Annotated in this window: 21 protein-coding genes and 6 pseudogenes; 22 read left to right on the top strand and 5 right to left on the bottom strand. The window is 34.3% G+C overall.

What is annotated here, in order from left to right; all coding sequences use genetic code 11:
* Positions 1–38: 38 nt before the first annotated feature.
* Together G0029_RS16845 and G0029_RS16840 are read right to left on the bottom strand one after the other, a co-directional pair.
* Positions 39–986, bottom strand: a pseudogene (locus G0029_RS16845) (IS5 family transposase).
* 857 nt (positions 987–1,843) lie between these two features.
* Positions 1,844–2,790 (bottom strand): annotated as a pseudogene (locus G0029_RS16840) (IS5 family transposase).
* 253 nt (positions 2,791–3,043) lie between these two features.
* On the opposite strand from G0029_RS16840, the gene G0029_RS16835 reads away from it, so the two are divergent.
* Both G0029_RS16835 and G0029_RS16830 read left to right on the top strand, forming a co-directional pair.
* Entirely contained in the window at positions 3,044–3,469 is a 426-nt protein-coding gene (locus G0029_RS16835; protein WP_180036304.1) for a hypothetical protein, read from the top strand.
* A 53-nt stretch (positions 3,470–3,522) separates the two neighbouring features.
* Positions 3,523–3,966 carry a hypothetical protein gene (locus G0029_RS16830; RefSeq protein WP_180109947.1) on the top strand — a complete coding sequence of 148 codons (444 nt, stop codon included), beginning with the start codon at positions 3,523–3,525 and terminating at the stop codon, positions 3,964–3,966.
* A 467-nt stretch (positions 3,967–4,433) separates the two neighbouring features.
* Here the strand turns inward: G0029_RS16830 and G0029_RS16825 are convergent, their stop codons facing one another.
* A complete protein-coding gene (locus G0029_RS16825; RefSeq protein ID WP_306669724.1) occupies positions 4,434–5,024 on the bottom strand; it encodes a formylglycine-generating enzyme family protein in 591 nt (196 codons plus the stop codon).
* A 12-nt stretch (positions 5,025–5,036) separates the two neighbouring features.
* Here G0029_RS16825 and G0029_RS16820 point away from each other — a divergent pair, with 12 nt between their 5' ends.
* From G0029_RS16820 to G0029_RS16755, 14 genes and pseudogenes are all read left to right on the top strand, one after another.
* Positions 5,037–5,984 (top strand): IS5 family transposase, encoded by a 948-nt coding sequence (locus G0029_RS16820; protein ID WP_180036260.1) that lies wholly within the window; start codon positions 5,037–5,039, stop codon positions 5,982–5,984.
* Positions 5,985–6,084: 100 nt separating this feature from the next.
* Positions 6,085–6,909, top strand: a complete 825-nt coding sequence (locus tag G0029_RS16815; protein ID WP_180109946.1) for a tetratricopeptide repeat protein — start codon at positions 6,085–6,087, stop codon at positions 6,907–6,909.
* 60 nt (positions 6,910–6,969) lie between these two features.
* Positions 6,970–8,092: pseudogene (locus G0029_RS16810) on the top strand (RHS repeat domain-containing protein); the annotation flags it as partial.
* A gap of 369 nt (positions 8,093–8,461) precedes the next feature.
* Complete coding sequence (locus G0029_RS16800; RefSeq protein WP_180036257.1) at positions 8,462–8,794, top strand: hypothetical protein; 333 nt, start codon at positions 8,462–8,464, stop codon at positions 8,792–8,794.
* Positions 8,795–8,884: 90 nt separating this feature from the next.
* Positions 8,885–9,142, top strand: coding sequence for a hypothetical protein (locus tag G0029_RS16795; RefSeq protein ID WP_180036256.1), 258 nt, complete (start codon positions 8,885–8,887; stop codon positions 9,140–9,142).
* A gap of 136 nt (positions 9,143–9,278) precedes the next feature.
* Positions 9,279–9,356 (top strand): annotated as a pseudogene (locus G0029_RS18590) (RHS domain-containing protein); the annotation flags it as partial.
* Complete coding sequence (locus tag G0029_RS16790; RefSeq protein ID WP_373685879.1) at positions 9,336–10,232, top strand: RHS repeat-associated core domain-containing protein; 897 nt, start codon at positions 9,336–9,338, stop codon at positions 10,230–10,232. The pseudogene G0029_RS18590 and the gene G0029_RS16790, both read left to right, overlap by 21 nt.
* A 2-nt stretch (positions 10,233–10,234) precedes the next feature.
* On the top strand, positions 10,235–10,666 hold the full coding sequence (locus G0029_RS16785; RefSeq protein WP_180036255.1) for a hypothetical protein: 432 nt from the start codon (positions 10,235–10,237) through the stop codon (positions 10,664–10,666).
* A gap of 40 nt (positions 10,667–10,706) precedes the next feature.
* Complete coding sequence (locus tag G0029_RS16780; protein ID WP_373685878.1) at positions 10,707–11,090, top strand: hypothetical protein; 384 nt, start codon at positions 10,707–10,709, stop codon at positions 11,088–11,090.
* 40 nt (positions 11,091–11,130) lie between these two features.
* A complete protein-coding gene (locus G0029_RS16775) occupies positions 11,131–11,514 on the top strand; it encodes a hypothetical protein (protein ID WP_180109944.1) in 384 nt (127 codons plus the stop codon).
* Positions 11,507–11,953: a hypothetical protein gene (locus G0029_RS16770; RefSeq protein WP_001031991.1), complete on the top strand. Its 447-nt coding sequence runs from the start codon at positions 11,507–11,509 to the stop codon at positions 11,951–11,953. Before G0029_RS16775 ends, G0029_RS16770 begins: the two co-directional genes overlap by 8 nt.
* The gene (locus G0029_RS16765) at positions 11,950–12,390 is read left to right on the top strand and encodes a hypothetical protein (protein ID WP_180109943.1); all 441 of its coding nucleotides are present in this window, start codon (positions 11,950–11,952) and stop codon (positions 12,388–12,390) included. The genes G0029_RS16770 and G0029_RS16765 overlap by 4 nt, the downstream gene beginning before the upstream one ends.
* Positions 12,374–12,814 carry a hypothetical protein gene (locus tag G0029_RS16760; protein WP_180109942.1) on the top strand — a complete coding sequence of 147 codons (441 nt, stop codon included), beginning with the start codon at positions 12,374–12,376 and terminating at the stop codon, positions 12,812–12,814. The genes G0029_RS16765 and G0029_RS16760 overlap by 17 nt, the downstream gene beginning before the upstream one ends.
* 374 nt (positions 12,815–13,188) lie before the next feature.
* Positions 13,189–14,116: pseudogene (locus G0029_RS16755) on the top strand (IS5 family transposase).
* A gap of 175 nt (positions 14,117–14,291) precedes the next feature.
* On the opposite strand, the pseudogene G0029_RS16750 reads toward G0029_RS16755, so the two are convergent.
* A pseudogene (locus tag G0029_RS16750) lies at positions 14,292–14,660 on the bottom strand (SUMF1/EgtB/PvdO family nonheme iron enzyme); the annotation flags it as partial.
* Positions 14,661–14,977: 317 nt separating this feature from the next.
* Between G0029_RS16750 and G0029_RS16745 the strand changes: the two are divergent.
* On the top strand, positions 14,978–15,364 hold the full coding sequence (locus tag G0029_RS16745) for a hypothetical protein (protein ID WP_180109941.1): 387 nt from the start codon (positions 14,978–14,980) through the stop codon (positions 15,362–15,364).
* 20 nt (positions 15,365–15,384) lie between these two features.
* Here G0029_RS16745 and G0029_RS16740 read toward each other — a convergent pair whose 3' ends face one another.
* Positions 15,385–16,335 (bottom strand): formylglycine-generating enzyme family protein, encoded by a 951-nt coding sequence (locus G0029_RS16740; protein ID WP_218948105.1) that lies wholly within the window; start codon positions 16,333–16,335, stop codon positions 15,385–15,387.
* A gap of 615 nt (positions 16,336–16,950) precedes the next feature.
* Between G0029_RS16740 and G0029_RS18360 the strand changes: the two genes are divergently transcribed.
* From G0029_RS18360 to G0029_RS16715, 5 genes are all read left to right on the top strand, one after another.
* On the top strand, positions 16,951–17,259 hold the full coding sequence (locus G0029_RS18360) for a hypothetical protein (RefSeq protein WP_227591933.1): 309 nt from the start codon (positions 16,951–16,953) through the stop codon (positions 17,257–17,259).
* Between the two features lie 13 nt (positions 17,260–17,272).
* Positions 17,273–18,292 (top strand): DUF6708 domain-containing protein, encoded by a 1,020-nt coding sequence (locus G0029_RS16730; RefSeq protein WP_180109940.1) that lies wholly within the window; start codon positions 17,273–17,275, stop codon positions 18,290–18,292.
* Positions 18,273–19,277, top strand: a complete 1,005-nt coding sequence (locus G0029_RS16725; protein WP_180109981.1) for a hypothetical protein — start codon at positions 18,273–18,275, stop codon at positions 19,275–19,277. Before G0029_RS16730 ends, G0029_RS16725 begins: the two co-directional genes overlap by 20 nt.
* A 121-nt stretch (positions 19,278–19,398) precedes the next feature.
* Positions 19,399–19,884: a tetratricopeptide repeat protein gene (locus G0029_RS16720; protein WP_180109939.1), complete on the top strand. Its 486-nt coding sequence runs from the start codon at positions 19,399–19,401 to the stop codon at positions 19,882–19,884.
* Between the two features lie 512 nt (positions 19,885–20,396).
* Positions 20,397–21,761 carry an NAD(P)-binding domain-containing protein gene (locus G0029_RS16715; protein WP_180036244.1) on the top strand — a complete coding sequence of 455 codons (1,365 nt, stop codon included), beginning with the start codon at positions 20,397–20,399 and terminating at the stop codon, positions 21,759–21,761.
* Positions 21,762–21,839: the final 78 nt, after the last annotated feature.

Raw genomic sequence — 21,839 nt, 5'->3', positions numbered from 1 at the left:
AAAGATTTGAAATACAAAGCCCCCTAATTGAGCCAAATTTAAGGCGTAACTTGGGTAAGTGGTCGACCTAATTCCGTAAATCTGTTGAGGACTGCTACACGTGCATGAATTTCATTGACTTGGCTATCAAATTTTCTTGCACTGAGTTTATCCCCCAATAATTTGATGCAATGCATCTTAGTTTCGACCAAACTTCGGCAATGATAGCCGGACCATTTTTTCCATAATGTCCTGCCTGAGAAGCACTGCTTCGCAAGATTAACCGTTCGAAGTAATTCATTTCGCGCTAGCGAGCTGATCTTTGTATCTTTCCATGGTTTCGCATTTTTTCTAGGAGGAATCACCGCATGCGCTTGCCGATCTGCAATGACCTGACGGCATTGCTTGGTGTCATAAGCGCCATCGGTATAAACAGAGTCAATCTGCTCATCTTGTGGAATCTGATCGAGTAAATCACCAAGCACTTGTGAATCACTCACATTATTTGTAGTGAGTTGAATGGCGCGTATTTGAAGGGTTTCAGCATCTATACCAATATGAAGTTTACGCCATTGGCGACGATATTCAGGTCCATGTTTCTTGCGTTTCCATTCGCCCTCACCTAGAAACTTCATGCCTGTAGAGTCTATGAGTAGATGCAGCCCATCGCTACTTTTTTGGTAGCTGATTGCAATATCAATATGCTTTTGTCTTCTACAAAGCGTACTGTAATCTGGTGCGGTCTAATTTAATCCACAAAGTTTAATCAGACTTTGCACAAAGCCAGTGACCATACGTAAAGATAGACGGAATAAGGATTTAATCATTAAGCAGCATTGGATAGCTGCGTCGGAGTAGGTTTGATTTCGCCCTTGTTTGCCTTTTGATGGAGCATACCATTGCGTAGCAGGATCAAACCAAATGGCAATATTTCCGCGACTCATGAGTGCTCGGTTATATGCGGGCCAATTGGTTGTGCGATAGATTTTGTGTGTAGGCTTCTTCATTTGAAAATTATATCGCTGAAAAAGCCTTTACAGATAGGTTTGTGCAACAAAGCCTGTAGAAACTGCTAAAGTTGAAGCCGCACTTGTTGGTGGAGCTGCTGGGACATTTACAGGTAGAGTCCTTTATATGGCCGTTAGCATAAATCCATATGCTAGAGCGGGGCAGGTATTAATGACAGTTTTAGGCATGGGAGGAGCAGTAGGTGGATCTCTTCTAGTCGATAAAGCTTTATATAAAGGAATGGGGTTGTGTAAATGAATTTTATATATCTTGGTATTTTTTTAAAGTTTGTATTGTTTTTTATATTTAGTTATATAAATTTTTTAAAATTTATTAAAAAGAATTGTTTTATTGAGAAAATTTTCCCTCCGAAAAATAATGAATATGATATTTATGAATTATTTGAAATTCAGGCCTTTTTTTATGCTTTATTTGTTCAATATAATTTAAAGTATAAAAAAATCAATCACTTCCATTGGTTGAGGATAGTCTTTTGCTAGAGGGTTTTAATAAAGGCGAGATAATTTTTTTCTTAGAAAAAAATTACAGTTTTATAAAATCTAACTTTATTATTTTTGTTTCGAGTGTCTTATTGTTTTTAATTTCTCTTACATACTTGTTTTTTGATTAATTATATTTTGGGGTTAATTGCAGTATAAATGGATTTTTTTTATCGTTTTTTTATTTCTTAGATTTGAATTTGGAGTGTCTACGTTAAATTCTATCTATAGGTATATTTAAAAAATATAAAAAATTTTCTAAATATTGTGAGCTTTTAAAGAATAATAATTATGATGGTGCATAGGATTTATTGCACAAAGATTTGAAAGGTAAAGCGCCCCTAATTAAGCCAAATTTAAGGCGTAACTTGGGTAAGTGGTCGACCTAATTCCGTAAATCTGTTGAGGACTGCTACACGTGTATGAATTTCATTGACTTGGTTATCAAATTTTCTTGCACTGAGTTTATCCCCCAATAATTTGATGCAATGCATCTTAGTTTCGACCAAACTTCGGCAATGATAGCCGGACCATTTTTTCCATAATGTCCTGCCTGAGAAGCACTGCTTCGCAAGATTAACAGTACGAAGTAATTCATTTCGCGCTAGCGAGCTGATCTTTGTATCTTTCCATGGTTTCGCATTTTTTCTAGGTGGAATACCGCATGCGCTTGCCGATCTGCAATGACCTGACGGCATTGCTTGGTGTCATAAGCGCCATCGGTATAAACAGAGTCAATCTGCTCATCTTGTGGAATCTGATCGAGTAAATCACCAAGCACTTGTGAATCACTCACATTATTTGTAGTGAGTTGAATGGCGCGTATTTGAAGGGTTTCATCATCTATACCAATATGAAGTTTACGCCATTGGCGACGATATTCAGGTCCATGTTTCTTCCTTTTCCATTCACCTTCACCTAAAAAATTTAGACCGGTAGAGTCTACCAGCAAGTTAAGCCCACCACTGCTTTTTTGATAATTAATCGCAATATCAATATGTTTTTGTCTTCTGCAAAGCGTACTGTAATCTGGTGCGGTCCAATTTAATCCACAAAGTTTAATCAGACTTTGCACAAAGCCAGTGACCATACGTAAAGATAGACGGAATAAGGATTTAATCATTAAGCAGCATTGGATAGCTGCGTCGGAGTAGGTTTGATTTCGCCCTTGTTTGCCTTTTGATGGAGCATACCATTGAGTCTTAGTGTCAAACCAAATTGAAATATTTCCTCGATTTATTAATGCTCGATTATAAGAAGACCAATTGGTGGTACGATAAATTTTAGGTGCAGGCTTGTTCATTTGGAAATTATATTGTGGAATAAGCCCTTAACGATAGGTTTGTGCAACAAAGCCATAGTAACATAAAAAATTAAGAAATTTAAGGGAGTTGATTGCATGATTAAGTTTGAGGATATATTTTACACTTAATGGGTTGTTAAAAGGAATTGTTTTTTATTTTCTATATCTGGGGCATATTATATTTTGAATTGGTGTTTATTAGGTTTTATTAAAGATGGTGTGTTTGGGAAAAAATTCAAAAGGTTTAAATGTTGTGAATAAAGTAATAATGCTTATTCTTATTGGTCTTCAATTTAGCGCGTGTGTTGAAAATAAGGTTGTGAACGGTGTTGATGTTGATCGAAAAGAGGTACAAAATGAGTTAAAGTTAGTAAGAGAGTATGTTGGTGAACAGAAGAATAAACTACCTGTGAATGTAGATAATTATACTAGATGGGTGGATTTTAAATTTTCTGATAATAAATTAACCTATATTTACATGGTTTCATTTGAAAGTATTAGTGATTATCAGGCGGCTGATATGAGGAAATATTATTATTCTAAGCCAAAGATAGATGAAATTTGTGAATCAATTGCTATCTTATCTAATTTGGATATTGTGTATGAGTATAAATATGTTAATTTAAAAAACAAGGAATTGATTACAATTCCATTTAATAAAAAGATATGTGATATTTAATTATGTTTTTTTTGAAAGGTATAATTTTGGTTTTATTTTGAATTAAGATTGTAATGAAAAAATTTGAATTAATTAATAAATCCCTTTTAGCAACCGTAGCATTCCTTCTGTTGCCATTTTGGTCTTATCTTTATTATGGTTATTTTTGGATTCTTTTTCTAGGCATTTTAACTATTTGTGTTTTTTGGTTTTTTGGTCATTTAAATTACAATAATAAATATTTTATTTTTCTATATTTAATTATTTTTATGATTTCATTGTTAATGCTAGGTGCTGTATATTTAACTTTAAATAATGGTTGGGTAGCCATTTTAAAATATATGTTCTTGTTTTTTATACTGGATATATTATTAAGTTTAAGTAAGATAAAAAAAATGCAGAAAAAATATAAAAATGATAATTTTGTTGTGGATGGTAATTTAGATGGTTATTCTGCTGATTTTGAAGAAAAAAATGGAAAAGTTTGGGGGGTAGTCTTTTTTCACAAATGGCTATAGTTTCATATATGCTTTTTATTGGACCGTATTTTATAGTCATTAATTCACCATTTGAATTTTATGCTGGTGAAATGATGTCTGGTATTAAGTCAAATCTTTCGATATATGCCATAATCTTGATGGTATTAATATTCTGGGAATTTACATTGAAAAGATTTTATTTTTTTAGTGGTCTTAATTACAAATTTGATAAAGAATGAAATAAAAAGCCCCTCATGGCTTTTTTAATATAAATCAAGACAACTGCTGAATCGGACTACCACCCAAGCCTGCATTAAAGTCATAAGCATTGTATTGACTCGCCTGAGTTTAGACAAATACAAATAGCTGAAGGCTTAGAAAAACCTGAAAGTTTTTTAGTACAAGCACCAAAACCAATCGAAGAGTTAGATTTGGATATGTATAAGTCACGAAGATGTTAATCAAACTTGGATGGCATAAGCCATCCAACATTCGAAAATCTAAACTTATGGCTTAGGAAAAGGTTTCGGTGAGTTTGAAGCACAGCGCACGGATGTGCTGTTATTAATGTTAATATAATCTATACTGTCATCACCTTTTTCGTATTGAGGATTTGGTTCCTTTCCTCTTCTATAAATAGTGGTTGCTGCACCTCCTAATGCTAAACTTTGTGCTGCTCCTTCTTGATGTGTACTCCTTACGGATTTTAATAATCCAGACTTTGGCCCCTGTGGATTGAGTTCAGGTGAATTTTTGTAATACTGTGGGTCAAACCAATTAGACATCCATTCATGGTTATCAGTTGCCATATCGTAGAACCCTAAGGGTGTTGTTGGGAAATGACCTAGCAAAGGAACAATAGCACTAAAATTTAAACTTTTACTGACTTGATCTCTTTGCTCATCACTCCAAACATTACGACCCACTTCATACTTCCCATTATCTGTGGTGGAAATTATATATTGTCCTTTATTTCGAGCAGCATACTCCCATTGGGCTTCAGTAGGTAAATTCATAGGAATGCCGACTTGCTTACCTAACCATTGACAATAATCGGCTTTGTTGCACAAACCTATCGTTAAGGGCTTATTCCACAATATAATTTCCAAATGAACAAGCCTGCACCTAAAATTTATCGTACCACCAATTGGTCTTCTTATAATCGAGCATTAATAAATCGAGGAAATATTTCAATTTGGTTTGACACTAAGACCCAGTGGTATGCACAATCACAAGACAAACATGGACGAAATCAAACTTACTCCGATACTGCTATTCAATGCTGCTTAATGATTAAATCCTTATTCCGTCTATCTTTACGTATGGTCACTGGCTTTGTGCAAAGTCTGATTAAACTTTGTGGATTAAATTGGACCACACCAGATTACAGTACGCTTTACAGAAGACAAAAACATATTGATATTGCGATTAGTTATCAAAAAAGTAGTGGTGGTCTCCATCTACTCGTAGACTCTACTGGTCTAAAGTTTTTAGGTGAAGGTGAATGGAAAAGGAAGAAACATCAGCCTGAATATCGTCGTCAATGGCGTAAATTACATATTGGTATAGATGCTAAAACTCTCCAAATACGTGCAGTTCAGCTTACAACTAACAATGTAAGTGATTCACAGGTACTTGGTGATTTACTCGATCAAATTTCCTTAGATGAGCAGATTGACTCTGTTTATACAGATGGTGCTTATGACACCAAACAATGTCGTCAGGTCATTGCAGATCGGCAAGCGCATGCGGTGATTCCACCTAGAAAAAATGCGAAACCATGGAAAGATACAAAGATCAGCTCGCTAGCGCGAAATGAATTACTTCGTACTGTTAATCTTGCGAAGCAGTGCTTCTCAGGCAGGACACTATGGAAAAAATGGTCAGGCTATCATCGCCGAAGTTTGGTGGAAACCAAGATGCACTGCATCAAATTATTAGGCGATAAACTCAGTGCAAGGAACTTTAATAGCCAAGTCAATGAGATCCATGCACGTATAGCCGTGTTAAATAAATTTACCGAGTTAGGTCAACCACATACCCAAGTTATGCCTTAAATTTGAGTAGATATGGGCAATCTTAATTTTTACATCTTTGTGCAACAAAGCCGATGAAAGATGAAGAAAAGAAAAAAAAACAAATGAAAGGTTAATTGATATGAATTTATTTAAGTTGATTTTTATTATTTTAATTATTCCATTATTTTCTGGTGCTAAAGGTGAAAATAATATCTTGGATGAGGAGGCTAGAATGTATAATTTTAAAAAAAATGAATCAATTGTATATGAAATAAATGATTTATTTCATGCAAAAAAAACCAAAGAGGCTTTTTATTTGATTTCTAGTTATTCACATAAGTTTAATGTAGATGAAAAAGTTGGAGTGGGAGCAATATTATATTCAAATGGATATTATAAGTTGTCAAAATCGTATTTTGAGGATGCATCTTTGGCTGGGAATCCCGAGGCTTTTTATCGGCTTGGTTATTTTTATAATTATAATGAAGACGAAAAAGATGTTGAGCTGGCAATAAAATATTTCAATTTATCAATTGAAGCTGGATATTTGAGTTCTTATATTAATCTAGGGGAAATATATTTATTTGAAGATGGTTTTGTGAGTTTATCAACTGCTAGATTTAACTTTAAAAAGGCTGTGAGCTTGGGGTTTATGAATGGTTATTATGGGTTGGGAGAAATTAATTTACGTGAAGGTAATTTTTATGAAGCTAAGAATGATTTTGAAAAATTAAAGAAATATGGTTATTTATTAGAGTATTATGATGGATGTGTAAATTTATATTCAAAATATGAAGATTCAGAATTTTACGATATAGATTTGGCAAAAAAATATATTGATCTTATAATTCTTCTTATAGATGATCCGAGAAAATATGAAATTATAGCCGATTTTTACAAAGGTGATCATAAGTATCGAGATCTGAATAAAAGTAATTACTATTCAGAACTAGAAAAATATTAAAATTATGAATGGGAGGAGTTAGGATGGCTTAAGTATCCTTATTCTTCCCGTTGAAAAATCAAAACCAACCTTATTATTAGTTCAAGACATAGCTATGGAATTACTTTTAATCAACAAGATATGATGGCATTCCATCGTGATGATTTACACCGTGAAACGGCGCAGATACTGGCAAATGGTTTAATTCAAGTCAAGAATTATAATGATGTAGGCTTACTCAGTTCGCAGTTGATTCAGCCAGAGCAAGAGACTCTAGGGCGAGTACAGCATCAGGCGGAACGGCAGTATCATTATGATCAAAATTATCTACTCACGCAGGTGGACGACAGCCATTTATGCAAGCTGAATTATCAATATGATGCGGTTGGCCGTTTGATACAGAGTCAAAGTGTGCATAGCGCAAGGCAATGTGATTGAAAGCAGCCATGCAGGTAAAACATTAAAACTGACGTGGGATAACCTGAACCGTTTGATCCAAAGTGAGCTTAATGGTCAGGCGACTGAATATGGTTATGATGTATTTGGAAGGCGTTTATACAAGAAAAATCAAAATGCGCAAACCCTGACCTTATTCGGCTGGGACGGAGACCTGATGATTTGGGAGTCACAGCAATCTAATGACGTTGAAGAAAACTACACTAAGCATTATGTCTATGAACCGCAGAGTTTTGTACCGCTGCTGCAAACGGGTTATACAGGATTTATTAAATTAATTGAAACACCAGACTACTCAAGGTTCCAAACAGAACCTTATTCCATCTATAAAGACCCTGTATGGAAAGTAGAAACGAGAAAGAATAAAGCAGAGTTAGAACGCGTTATGTTTTATCATTGTGATTAAGTGGGTACACCACAAACACTCAGTAATGAGTTAGGTGAGTGCGTTTGGGAAATCAAACAGGATACATGGGGCATTTATTTAGAGATCAAAGCGAGTGAAAACTCACTTGAACAAACCAATATCCGATTCCAAGGACAATATTACGATAGTGAAACAGGATTGCACTATAACCGTTATCGTTATTATGAGCCATATAGTGCAAGGTATTTGAGTAAGGATCCAATAGGCTTGTTTGGGGGAGAAAATAACAGTAGTTAGGTAAGTGATCCGAATCAGTGGGTAGATCCGATGGGGTTGATGGGTGGGAAAGATAATGGATTATTTTGGTTAACTGATTCTGCCAGCGAGGAAGGCAACAATCAAATTAAGAATATGGTGCAGCAATCTAGAAAAAAATCAAATAATAAAACTCAACTAGAATTAATACAAAGTGATGGAGAAAGAGGGAGGATTTTAAGAGCAAAGATGCCTGCTGTAAGTTCTACAGAAAGTCAAAGGAATGATTTTCCTGTAATCAATAATAGTAGAGTTAGCAGTAACGGTGGAGTATTAGCAAAATTACTTCCAAATACTATGTCACCTTTGGCTAAAGATCCGCAATTCGCTCAGGATTTAAAGGCTCAAGGTGCTATGAGAAATAAATAACCTAGGAGCAGTAGCCGAGCGGGTTATGCCCCTTATGCTATTGTAGGTGGAAAAGAGGCAGCACCAGTGGTTTTAAAAGTAGGTCGAGAAGGAATAAAAAGTATACCGAGTTTATCGAAAGCGGTTTTACAAAATGCGAAAAATATATCGGCAACGCCAGTGGGACAGGCTGTGGTAAAAACAACTGGTGGTAGTGTACTGGTGGATAGTAGTTTACAAGCAAAAGATATGTATAAATGTAAATGTTTACAATGGGATGGATCTAGATCTTTAGTTGCCGTAGGTACGGGAGCTGCTTTTGGAGCTTGGGGGGAGGCGATGGCACAAACAGCTAAAGTTCCATTTGTTGGTACAACGGGTGTGCCTACAGCCATTGCTGGAAAAATACTGGTGGATTAGTAATTTGGGCAAATCAATTTGCATTACAACAAACATCATCTAGAGCAATTAATAGTAGCACCTCTGATGATAAGAAGCAGGATAAATAAAATGTTAACAATTCTAGTTGAAGTAATTTTATCATTTTTTATATCCAATTATGAATCTGAAAATTATCCTTATCTAGTAGGTTTTATAAAGGGAATAGTTTTAGGTATATCAGCTTTCCTCTTGGGGATGTTGATTGATGTTATTAATGATAAAGTTATGGAAACATATTTGATAATATTATATTTCATTACTTGCATTGGTATAGGAATAATAGGAGGGCTATTTTTTATGTTTTTTACTTGGTTCACTAAAAAATAATACTAATAACATAAACGCTTGGTGTGACGGTTTTAAAAGCATAAAGGAACCGATTAACTGCACAAAAGACATAAATTTGATCTACAGTTACTTGTAAAAATAGAGCTAAACTTTAGCTGATTCCTTTTATCACTGTGACCAAATTGGAACACCGCAGACTTTAACAAATGAGTTAGGTGAATGTATATGGGAAATTAAGCAAGACACATGGGGAACGGCATTAGAAATTAAAGCAGTAAATCAAGATAATCCATTTGAACAAAATAATTTACGTTTTCAAGGGCAATATTATGATCAGGAAACAGGATTGCACTATAACCGCTATCGTTATTATGAACCACATAGTGCGAGATATATAACTAAAGACCCAATCGATTTATATGCAGGTTTAAACCATCATGCCTACGTATTGAACCCTACTTTATGGGTGGATGCACTTGGTCTATATCCGACTTATGGTGGACAATTCATAGGTTTAAGTCCGCAAGCTGCATCCAATTTAGAGTATGAAGCCTATCGCAATTATGACTGTTGGTTAAAAACAGGTGAAACGTGTAGGCTTCAAGCTGCTCCTTTGTTTGACTATGTTTATTGTTCGGGTGGCGTGGGGCCTTTGGCGTATGCAGAAATCACGAACTTACATAATGGTAAAGTCTTTCAAGTAGGCGCTGCTTCGACGCCAGATGCAAAAGGAGCGAAAGCAATTGGTCGTAACGCGATTTCGATAATTGATGGTAGCCGAAAATTAGGTGCTTCTGATCTTTCCAAGTTAAAAGGTAAATTTTCAGCAAGTTGTATGGCGGGTTATATTTTTAATAAACCTGTTGATGATACAGATGTTAATAGTACTGATAGATTCTTAAGTGGATTAGCTGGAAGTGCTAGTGGAGGGATTTGGGGAGTGCGAGTGGGTGTTGTACTCCCTATTGATACAGACTCTGGTTCTGTAAGTGATAAGATAAAAGCATATTTTACCTCAAAGACTATGAAAGGTTTCGAGGTTGGTATAGGTACACCTGGTGCAGATTTTAATTTTGGATATGGTGTTGAGGCGCAAGGCAGAACTATTACGGGAACGATTAAGGACTAAATATGAAATTAAATAAATTGAGTTTTGGAATTGTTACTATTTTACTATTAGTCGGATGTAGTAGTAGTGTTTATGAACCACCTTCAGATAAATATCCATTTGAAAATAAAATGAAAGAATTACTCGGTAATCAAATAGAAATTATAAATTCATTGAAAAAGGCTGAGGTACAAATTTCATATTTTGAATTACCTAAGAATAATAACAAAATTGAAAGTATAGTAAGTTTATTAGAAAAAGATGGATGGGTATTGAAAGGAAAAGGGCAGGGCGTTGATACTTATTGCTTAGGGAGAAATAATAGAATTAATGTTGTTATACCAACTTCTGGTGGACTTTATGATTTTAAAGGTGGAAAATTAAAACGAACAGATTACTCTGTGAATGCTGTTTTATATTCCAATGATAAATGGGGAGATGATATGTGTGAATGATTTGTGGAAATTTATATTTATATTTTTTTCATTAATACAAATGGGTTGTTCTAATCAAATATATGAACAACCTTCAGATAAGTATCCATTTGAAGTAAAAATGAAAGCTTTATTAGGCGATAATATTGAAATTGTGAACTCATTAAGTAAAGCAGAAGTTCAAATTTCTTCTTTTAGATTTGAAAAAGATCCTAATAAATTGAAAAAAGTAATTAATCAATTGGAAAAAGATGGTTGGGTATTAAAGGGGCATGGACAAGGGGTAGATACATACTGTTTAGGAGCTAATAATAGTATTAATATTGTTAGTCCTACTGCAATTGGTGTTTATGACTATCAAGGGGGTAAACTAAATATAACTTATTATAATTCTGATGCTATATCTTATAGTTATAATAAATGGGGTGAGGATTTGTGTGAATGATTTTTGGAAAATTATATTTATATTTTTTTCATTAATATAAATGGGTTGTTCTAATCAAATATATGAACAACCTTCAGATAAGTATCCATTTGAAGTAAAAATGAAAGCTTTATTAGGTGATAATCTTAAAATTGTGAACTCATTGAGTAAAGCAGAAGTTCAAATTTCTTCTTTTGATTTACCCCAAGAAACTAATCAAATAGACAAAGTAATTAGTCTGTTAAAAACAGATGGATGGATATTGAAAGGAAAAGGGCGGGGCGTTGATACTTATTGCTTAGGGAGAAATAATAGAATTAATGTTGTTATACCAACTTCTGGTGGACTTTATGATTTTAAAGGTGGGAAATTAAAACGAATAGATTACTCTGTGAATGCTGTTTTATATTCCTATGATAAATGGGGAGATGATATGTGTGAATAAATTCCTAATGAAAAAAATATTTTCAGTGCTAGTTCTGCTTTTTTTAATATTGCAAGTAGGTTGTTATAAACGAACTCATAAAGAAGATGCTGACAAATATATGTTCTTGATTAAAATGAAACAAGTAGTAGGTAATGATGTAAAAATTGTTAATTCGTTAAACCGTGCGGAGGCTCAATTAGCTTATTTGGAATTGCCATTAAAGTCAGATAAGACCTCTAAAATTGTTGAATTATTAAAAAAAGATGGTTGGACTTATAAAGGAGCTGGAATAGGTTCTGAAACCTATTGTATAGGCGTAAATAATAGTATAAATATTGTTAGCCCTACTTCTAAAACTGTGACTACATTTAAAGGCGGTGATTTATATATGACTGATTATAATAAAGATATAGTCTCTTATAGTTATAATAAATCGGGTTTGGATATATGTAAATGATTTATATGAGAAATTTATTAAAATTAATATCTTCATTTTCTTTGTTAATACCAATAGGTTGTTCTAATGGAGTACATGAGCAACCTTCTAATAAATATCCATTTGAAGAAAAAATGAAAGTATTATTAGGGAATAATCTTGAAATTATAGATTCTATAAATAAATATGAAGCACAAGTTTCTTATTTTGAATTTACTAAAGACTCTAGAAAATTAGATAAAATAGTCAAGTATTTAGAGAAAGATGGATGGGTATTAAAGGGGAAGGGACAAGGAGTTGATACATATTGTTTAGGTCTAAATAATAAAATTAATATAGTTAATCCAATTTTTGGAGAAATTAAAGATTATAAAGGTGGGGAGTTAAAAATAACTAACTATAATGTTAATACGGTTTTGTATCGTTACTATAAGTGGGGGGATGATTTGTGTGAATGATTTTTTGAAAATTATATTAATTTCTTCCTTATTAATTCAAATAGGTTGTTCTAATAGAATATATGAGCAGCCTTCAGATAAGTATCCATTTGAAGTAAAAATGAAAGCTTTATTAGGTGATAATCTTAAAATTGTGAACTCATTGAGTAAAGTAGAAGTTCAAATTTCTTCTTTTGATTTACCAAAAAATACTAATCAGATAGATGAAGTAGTTAGTCAGTTAAAAAAGGATGGTTGGGTACTAAAAGGACATGGTCAAGGCATAGATACTTACTGTTTAGGCTTACATAATAAAATGAATATTGTTGTTCCTATATCAAATAATGTTTATGACTATAAAGGAAGAGAATTAAATATAACGGGCTATAATATGAATGGTGTGTCTTACATGTATGATAAATGGGGAATAGATATGTGTGAATAAATTCCTAATGAAAAAAATATTTTCAGTGCTAGTTCTGCTTTTTTTTTATATTGCAAGTTGGTTGTTATAAACGAACTCATAAAGAAGATGCTGACAAATATATGTTCTTGATTAAAATGAAACAAGTAGTAGGTAATGATGTAAAAATTGTTAATTCGTTAAACCGTGCGGAGGCTCAATTAGCTTATTTGGAATTGCCATTAAAGTCAGATAAGACCTCTAAAATTGTTGAATTATTGAATTATTGAATTATTGAGAAAAGATGGTTGGACTTATAAAGGAGCTGGAATAGGTTCTGAAACCTATTGTATAGGCGTAAAGGCTTTGTTGCACAAACCTATCTGTAAAGGGTTTTTCAGCGATATAATTTTCAAATGAAGAAGCCTGCACACAAAATCTACCGTACAACCAATTGGCCCGCATATAACCGAGCGCTCATGAGTCGCGGAAATATTGCCATTTGGTTTGATCCTGCTACGCAATGGTATGCGCCATCAAAAGGCAAACAAGGGCGAAATCAAACCTACTCCGACGCAGCCATCCAATGCTGCTTAATGATTAAATCCTTATTCCGTCTGTCTTTACGTATGGTCACTGGCTTTGTGCAAAGTCTGATTATTGCGGATTAAATTGGATAGCTCCAGATTACACCACGCTTTGTAAAAGACAAAAGCATATTGATATTGTAATCAGCTACCAAAAAAGTAGCGATGGGCTGCACTACTCATAGACTCTACAGGCATGAAGTTTATAGGTGAGGGCGAATGGAAACGCAAGAAACATGGACCTGAATATCGTCGCCAATGGCGTAAGCTGCATATTGGTATCGATGCTGAAACCCTGCAAATATGTGCAACATAACTCACTACAAACAATGTGAATGATTCGCAAGTGCTCGGTGATTTAATTTCTCAAATTCACTTAGATGAACGAATTGACTCTGTTTATACTGATGGAGCTTATGACACCAAGCAATGCCGCCAGGTCATTGCAGATCGGCAAGGGCATGCGGTGATTCCACCTAGAAAAAATGCGAAACCATGGAAAGATACAAAGAGTAGCTCGCTAGAGCGAAATGAATTACTTCGAGCAATTAAACGTTTAGGCAGGACACTATGGAAAAAATGGTCAGGCTATCATCGGCGAAGTTTGGTTGAAACTAAGATGCATTGCATCAAATTATTAGGAGATAAACTCTGTGCAAGGAGTTTTGATAGCCAAGTGAATGAGATCCATGCACGTGTAGCAGTCCTTAACAGATTTACGGAATTAGGTCGACCACTTACCCAAGTTACGCCTTAAATTTGGCTCCATTAGGGGCGCTTTGCATTTCAAATCTTTGTGCAACAAAGCCGTTTTTTAGTACAAGCACCAAAACCAATTGAGGATTTGGATGTGGCTATGTATAGTCACAAAGATGTTGATAAAACTCGGATGGCATAAGCCATCCGATGTTGGAAAATTTAAATTTATTGCTTTAAAAAGGTTTCGTTGAATTGGAAGCGCAGCGCACAGATGTACTATTATTTTGATTTATATTGGGGCTAGTTGATTGAGGATTTGGTTCCATTCCATCCCTATAAATCGTAGTAACACTGCCTCCCGTAGCTAAACTTTGTGCTGCTCCTTCTTGACGTGTACTCCTTACGGATTTTAATTTACCCGACTTAGGACCCTGTGGATTGAGTTCAGGTGAGTTTTTATAATACTGTGGATCAAACCAATCGGACATCCATTCATAGTTATCGGTTGCCATATCGTAGAACCCCAAAGGTGTTGGTGGGAAATGACCTAGCAAAGGAACAGTAGCACTAAAATTTAAACTTTTACTGACTTGATCTCTTTGCTCATCACTCCAGACATTACGACCTGTTTCATACTTGCCATTGAAGGAGTTTGTGGCTCATTCGCACTTTTTGCACAAGCATTTAAAGCAAAAGTAGATAGTAAAATAAGGTCATGCAAGCATTATCTCAAACTCGACTTAACTCGAAACCAAGGGGATATTGATCTATAGGGGGATTACACTGGACAACTCGATCTGCTTGTTTGTTTGATATGACAATTAGCATGAGTGGTTTGGACGTAAAGATCAAGTATTTTGTAACATGTAAAATGCCATTATTAATATATTTAAAACATGTGTCTTGACTCGGGGAATGGATGAATGTGCTTCAACATGTTAGCCCTGATGGAGATAAGCACACACCAGAAGCGATGAGAAAGATTGAAGGGGAGATTATTCGCTTTTTAAACTATGGTGAATATGTCAGTATTGCTGAAGATATTATTATTGCGCTCAATTCGCGGCAAGACTATGCAGGTGGTCGAGAGAACCAATGGTTAAAAGATTTCCTGAAATACCGTAAGCAGGCAAAACCGATACAAGGCTATCCTTTGAATCATTTAATTGAAAAAAATCAAGATGATATTCAATTCAAGCAATTGGATTATATGGACGGCTACGTAGGAAATGAAGCAATTTTAGCGTCAAATTTAGATATTCTAGCGCCATTTGAAGATCAGGAAATACAACTCTATCAAACTTGATAGAGTTGTATTGGGTGAGGCTACATAATTTTTTTAGTTTGGTTTACTACACAGCGTACAGAATTTTCAAAATTTGGATTGATTACCCCTTTAAATTCTTCGTCAAAATCGAGGGGCTGATTAGGGTGAGCATGACTACGTCGTACGGTTAGACCCTCTCCCATTTGTAGTGTTTGGCCATCTAGAGGTTTAGCGCTACGTAGAACTTTCTTGGTTCCTGCTTTAGGGCCTTGCGGATTTTTTTCTGGGGAGTATTGATAATAATCTGCTGCATACCAGTCGAGCATCCATTCATAGTTGTCAGTCATTAAGTCGTAAAAACCTAGAGCTGAAGGTGGGTATTGTCCTACTTCAGAGATAAGTGACTTAGGTGCTTTATATTTTTTACGTAACTGTATACGTTGCTCAAAACTCCATACATTTACACCATTCTCAATTTTTCCTGTATTGGTTGGAAAATGAATTTTTTGACCTCTATTACGAGCAGCATATTCCCATTGGGCTTCGGTCGGGAGGTCTATGTCAAGTTTTAGCTGTATACCTAACCACTGGCAATAATTTCGTCCCTCTTGCCAAGAGACACCAGCAGACGAGTTAGGATATCTTGCTTTTGAAGATAAGGATTCAGTTGAGACCACTTTGGGTGTATTGGTTGCAGCACTGTATATGTCTAAATCTGCATAGGTGGCTTTATAAGCAGACATGCTAAAGCTATCTAGAGTTACTTTGTGAACAGGTTTGCTATCAATCTTGCTGTCGTAATGATCAAAATCTCCCATCATAAAAGTACCACCTTCCACAAAAATCATATTCTTCTTGGTTTTTTCTAGCAATTTTTGAATTTGTGCTTGTAATTCGGGAGAAACATTTTTTTGATGAGTAGAAGGAGCTTGAGTCTCGTTGGTGGTTTTTGCACAAGCACTTAAAGCAAAGGTTGATAGTAAAATAATGGCTAGGTTTTGATTGATCATATTCTTAAAAATTATAGAGTTGTTAAAATATTGCCAAAGAATAAAGAAAATTTAATATCTCAAAAAGAGAGTTTTTGTTATTTATTGAGCCACTCTGAATAGGTCTAACAGCTTAAGTTTACATCAAGGTCATGCAAGCATTATCTCAAACTCGACTTAACTCGAAACCAAGGGGATATTGATCTATAAGGGGATTACACTGGACAACTCGAACTGCTTGTTTGTTTGATATGACAATTAGCATGAGTGGTTTGGACGTAAAGATCAAGTATTTTGTAACATGTAAAATGCCATTATTAATATATTTAAAACCTGTGTCTCGACTCGGGAATGAATGAATGTCATTTAACGTGTGCATTATTTGAAAATCAGGAAATACAACTCCATCAAGCATGATATAGCTGTATTGGGTGAGACTACATAATTTTTTTAGTGTGGTTTACTACTCAGCGGACAGAGTTGTCAAAGTTTGGATTAATTACCCCTTTAAATCTTTCAGGAAAATCTATTGGTTGTACTGGGTGAGCATGACTATGCCGTACGGTTAAGCGCTCTCCCATTTGTAGTGTTTGGCCATCTAGATGGTTTAGCACTACGTAAGGCATGGTTACAGGAGTGAATTTACAAACGGGAACTAATTTTATAGGTGTAATTGCGGCAACATTTGGCAACGTTGCGGATGTGTTAGACCGTCAGCTTCAAATGAAAGTATTGCAGGTTGGTGAATCAGCAAAATTAAGATATTTAAAAGGTTGGGCCACGAGAATTGCTCGCGGTGGTTTATATTGGAATGCTAAAATTAAAGAAAGTAGCCTTCAGCAGTGGCTTCGATTATCTTTCGTTGGTAATAAAGAAGGGTTAAAAGGCGTTCCATATACATCCTATGCACAGCAACAAAAAGATTTTTCTAAAGTGTTTTCATAAGAGTTGATGAGTTATGCCAACATCAGTAGGTCAATGGCCTAAATATCGAAAAAATATCCTAATAAATAAATTAAACCCTGAAAAAAATTTACAACAAAGTCCTAGGATTGATGCTGAACACTGTAATCATTTGTTTGCAATTACTCAAATGAACAGTACTTTTTTAGATGTCGAAAATAAATTTTATACACATAAAGGGCATTTCAATGCACAAAATCTTTATTTTCTTTTTTTCTTTCTCATTTCTATGATTTTGATTTTAATATATCAAATATCAGTTGAAAGATTTAATATTATTTATTATTTTTCAGCTTTTCTCGGTGGTTCCATTTTTTTTGTTATATATCCTTTATTTTTTAACTACAAACCTGATAATAATAACTTTACACATTTCCCTATTCGCTTTAATCGTAAAAATCAACGTGTTTATTTTTTAGATATGCAGGGAAAATTTCAATCTGGAAATTGGCAAGATATGAAATTTTGTATTGTTCAACCAAATTCATTCCAAGGTGATTATGAAATTTGGGGTTTTATATTAAATAAAGAATCTCAACTCATTGAACATACTGTAGCGATTGGTCCACCTGTACCTTCAATAGAATTGTTAGAGTCTTTCTGGGGGATGATTTGTATCTATATGGCAGAGGGGCCAGAAAAGCTTTATCCCAAAGATATAAAATCACTAGAAAATGATGAATATAAGATTTTTTCTAAAGTCACATTTTGTAATGACATTGTCGGAAAAAAAGAATCTCGTGAATTTAGTTATTACCGTGTGGATATTAATAGTTTTGGTTCGAAGTTCTTTTACTATTTACGTTTCCTTATCTTAGAGTCTGTATTCTGGAAGTGGGGAAGAGTGTATGCTATGTGGGATTGCAAAGTGCCAATGTGGCCAGAATCAATTTTAAACGATTGTACGATTGATAAGGATGATCCTTATATCGTTAATGCTGACATCAATAGGCATTTTCATTACGATGCGAAGTCAAGAAAAGTGTATATAAAAGATCCAGATATTGAAAATTAAAAAACATATCTTTGGTTATGATATTTTTGAACAGAACATTCCCTTTTCCAAGTTGGAAGAAGGTGATGTTTTACTCAAACCTGACGATACGACCAAATATAAACGTAATCATAATTGGTCATTTATCAGATTGAATGATGACTATATTGAATTGATTGATCAATCTTATGCAAGGTTAGGAAAAGGAATAAGTTTATTAATTCCAATGTTTCCATTATTTTTATTTTTATTTTTATTTTACTACATTGGTATTCTTTCTTTTCTTGATAATTCTAGTGTAGGAGAGGCTTTTTTTTTCCTTATAGCTGTACTTTTTGTAATAGGACTTCCTTGTGTTGCATTTCTACGTCCTTACTTTAAATATGATCATAAACAACCTATTTGTAAGCCTGTTCTTTTTAATAGAAAAACAGGTAAAGTTTTTTTCTATATTAATGATCAAGAATATATAGAAAAGAAATGGACAGATGTAGTTTATATTATGGGCAGTAGTTTTGGGTTGTCTGGCATTCCATTACGAGAGCTTCGGGCACATATCATCGAAGACGGCATCCTAAAACATACCTTTGTGATTGGCTTTCCAATGATTGGAATATTTCGTACTCAAGGTTTATGGACTTTTATTTGTCATTTTATGATGAAAGGACCAGAGGAGCTTTACCCCAAACCGCATCCTATGTACGGTACCATCGATCCGTTTACCCAACTAACCTATTGTCAAAAGGTCGTGGGTGCAAAAGAAAGTTGGAGAGATACATGGAAATCATTTCGAATCATTTATCATTATAATTGGGTTCCAGCTTTATTTGCTTATCCATTTGATGTGTGTAACTTTGTTGCACGAAGAATTTTATTGCATATCAAACCATTGCCCGTTTGGCATGAAGATGTAGTACGAAAAAACAAAATGGATTTAGAGCGCCCAGAGGAAGTCAGCGCAAAAGATAATTTTGAATTTACGATGTTTAAAATGATGGATAAATAAAAAAGCCCACCCGGGCTTTTTATAAAGAACTTAAGGCGACTGCTGAATCGGACTGCTACTGAAAAAGATCCTGGATTAGAAAATCACCCATCTGGTGCAGATTAAAGGTTAGGTTAAGAGTATGAAAGAAATTGGATTGATATTATTTTGTACAATAATGTGTCTATTTTTTGCCGCTTGTACTAAAGAAAGTAATTTTCAAAAAGGTACACATGTAGATAATAAAAGTTCAGAGCAGTTGTATGTTGAAGCTGGTGATTACTACCTAGGTCTTAATGGTAAGGAAAAAAATTATAAAAAAGCTTTTTCATTACTGATGCAGTCAGCTGAGCTAGGCCATTCAAAAGCTCAAACTGAAGTTGCTCGTATGTATTATGATGGGGTAGGGGTGAATCAAAATTATGAAAAAGCATTTTATTGGTTTGAAAAAGCAGCGAAGAAAAATGATGAAATAGGTTTGTATAACCTCGGAGTTATGTATAAAGAAGGTAAGTACGTAAAGCAGGATGATGTACAAGCATTAAAATATTTTGAGGAGTCGTCAAAAAAAGAACTTTCAGAAGCTCAGTTTACTTTAGGAAGGCTTTGTTGCACAAAGATTTCATAACTATATGATTTTAAAAGTTTTGATTATTTTTTGATCCAAAATTAAATTTATTTAAATCAGATGCTTACATATTTATGCAACAAAGCCTTTTGGAGTTACAATTTTAATTTCGCATAAGAGATTTTATGTTAAATATACGATTAAAATTCTAGGATATGAAACGTTGTTTGATAATCTTCTGCATTAAAGCTTTATATTGTAAGGATTTTTTACACTGATCTTCAGGTTATTCAAAATTAAATTAAAAAAATTTAGAAGTTAAATTGTTATATTTAATATTATTATTTATATTATATTTTTATATGAGTTTTTATGATATAGTTTTTATTCTTTTCTGTATGTTATATATCCAATATAAATGTAGCCTACAATATTTTTTTTTACTTCGCATCCTATTTTGAGTGGATTATCCTTAATCTATAAATTTAGGTTTGTACATAAACTATTCTTACGATCCTAAATAAAATCAAAATTGGAGATAGGCGAAGCTATTAAAACTAATGGAGATAGCGATGACTAGAATAGCAATTATTGGTTCAGGTCCTAGTGGCATGGCACAATTAAGAGCATTCCAATCAGCAAAGGCCAAAGGTCTAGAAATTCCCGAAATTATATGTTTTGAAAAACAAAGTGATTGGGGTGGGCAATGGAACTATACTTGGCGTACAGGTGTAGATGAAAATGGAGAGCCCGTTCATAGTAGTATGTACCGTTACTTGTGGTCTAATGGGCCAAAAGAAGCATTAGAGTTTGCGGATTATACGTTTGACGAACATTTTAAAAAGCCCATCGCCTCTTACCCACCAAGAGAAGTGTTGTGGGATTATATTAAGGGTCGTGCGGAAAAAGCCAAGATCAAACATTTGGTCAGATTCAATACCGCGGTGCAGCATGTCTGCTACGATGAACATAAAAAGAAATTTACTGTTGAAGTAGAAGATTACAAGAACCAAAGACACTATGTGGAAGAGTTTGACTATGTGATTGTAGCCTCAGGGCACTTTTCGACACCAAAAGTACCCGTATATAAAGGCTTTGATCGTTTTCATGGTCGTATTTTACATGCCCATGATTTTCGTGATGCCCGTGAATTTGCAGATAAAACGGTACTGCTTGTGGGCAGTAGCTATTCGGCTGAAGACATCGGTTCACAATGCTACAAATATGGCGCGAAGCAAATCTATAGTTGTTATCGTAACAAACCGATGGATTTTAGATGGCCGAAAAATTGGTCTGAGAAAAAACAGCTAATACGTGTAGATGAACGTAAAGCTTATTTTGGAGATGGTACTTCGGCAAAAGTTGATGCGATTATTTTGTGTACTGGTTATCTTCATCATTTCCCATTTATCGAAGATAAATTGCGTTTAAGAACACACAATTGTTTATATCCACTAGATCTTTACCAAGGTGTGGTATGGGAAAAAAATCCCCGTTTATTTTATCTAGGTATGCAAGATCAATGGTATACCTTCAATATGTTTGATGCCCAAGCTTGGTATGTTAGAGATATCATATTAGGTAAAATTTCTTTGCCAAATATCATGGAAATGCAACATCATACTGAGAAGAAGCATTTAGAAGAGAAAGCTCTAAGTACAGATGAAAAGAAAGCACGTTTCCAAGGTGAATATGTGAAATATTTAATTAGTGAAACAGATTACCCTAATTTTGACGTTGATGGGGTGCATAATATTTTCATGCAGTGGAAAAAGCACAAGAAAGAAAATATTATGGAATTTAGAGATAAAACGTATCGTTCAGTTATGACTGGAAAAATGGCAAGACCACATCATACGCCTTGGTTAGAAGCTCTCGATGATTCTTTAGAGAACTATTTAGATTCAGAAGGTGCTAAAGAGAAAAATTTTATTTAGCCAAAATTTAGAAAAGTAGCTAGAAGTCAAATGGGAGCTTTGCTCCCATTTTTATACGATAAAATTCATATACACGAG

Origin of the sequence: Acinetobacter sp. YH12138 (assembly GCF_015218525.1) — a bacterium.
Classification (GTDB): Bacteria; Pseudomonadota; Gammaproteobacteria; order Pseudomonadales; family Moraxellaceae; genus Acinetobacter; species Acinetobacter amyesii.
Note: the sequence above shows the minus strand (reverse complement) of the source record. Positions and strands in the feature narration are given on the sequence as shown.

What these genes read in the sequence shown, in the direction of transcription:
- G0029_RS16760 (WP_180109942.1), top strand. Translation starts at nt 12,374, where the DNA reads ATGATTTGTGTGAATGATTTTTTGAAAATTATATTAATTTCTTCCTTA.
- G0029_RS16780 (WP_373685878.1), top strand. Translation starts at nt 10,707, where the DNA reads ATGGGTTGTTCTAATCAAATATATGAACAACCTTCAGATAAGTATCCA.
- G0029_RS16830 (WP_180109947.1), top strand. Translation starts at nt 3,523, where the DNA reads ATGAAAAAATTTGAATTAATTAATAAATCCCTTTTAGCAACCGTAGCA.
- G0029_RS16815 (WP_180109946.1), top strand. Translation starts at nt 6,085, where the DNA reads ATGAATTTATTTAAGTTGATTTTTATTATTTTAATTATTCCATTATTT.
- G0029_RS16820 (WP_180036260.1), top strand. Translation starts at nt 5,037, where the DNA reads ATGAACAAGCCTGCACCTAAAATTTATCGTACCACCAATTGGTCTTCT.
- G0029_RS16715 (WP_180036244.1), top strand. Translation starts at nt 20,397, where the DNA reads ATGACTAGAATAGCAATTATTGGTTCAGGTCCTAGTGGCATGGCACAA.
- G0029_RS16765 (WP_180109943.1), top strand. Translation starts at nt 11,950, where the DNA reads ATGATTTATATGAGAAATTTATTAAAATTAATATCTTCATTTTCTTTG.
- G0029_RS16795 (WP_180036256.1), top strand. Translation starts at nt 8,885, where the DNA reads ATGTTAACAATTCTAGTTGAAGTAATTTTATCATTTTTTATATCCAAT.
- G0029_RS16775 (WP_180109944.1), top strand. Translation starts at nt 11,131, where the DNA reads ATGGGTTGTTCTAATCAAATATATGAACAACCTTCAGATAAGTATCCA.
- G0029_RS16745 (WP_180109941.1), top strand. Translation starts at nt 14,978, where the DNA reads ATGAATGTGCTTCAACATGTTAGCCCTGATGGAGATAAGCACACACCA.
- G0029_RS16730 (WP_180109940.1), top strand. Translation starts at nt 17,273, where the DNA reads ATGCCAACATCAGTAGGTCAATGGCCTAAATATCGAAAAAATATCCTA.
- G0029_RS16740 (WP_218948105.1), bottom strand. Translation starts at nt 16,335, where the DNA reads ATGATCAATCAAAACCTAGCCATTATTTTACTATCAACCTTTGCTTTA.
- G0029_RS16785 (WP_180036255.1), top strand. Translation starts at nt 10,235, where the DNA reads ATGAAATTAAATAAATTGAGTTTTGGAATTGTTACTATTTTACTATTA.
- G0029_RS16720 (WP_180109939.1), top strand. Translation starts at nt 19,399, where the DNA reads ATGAAAGAAATTGGATTGATATTATTTTGTACAATAATGTGTCTATTT.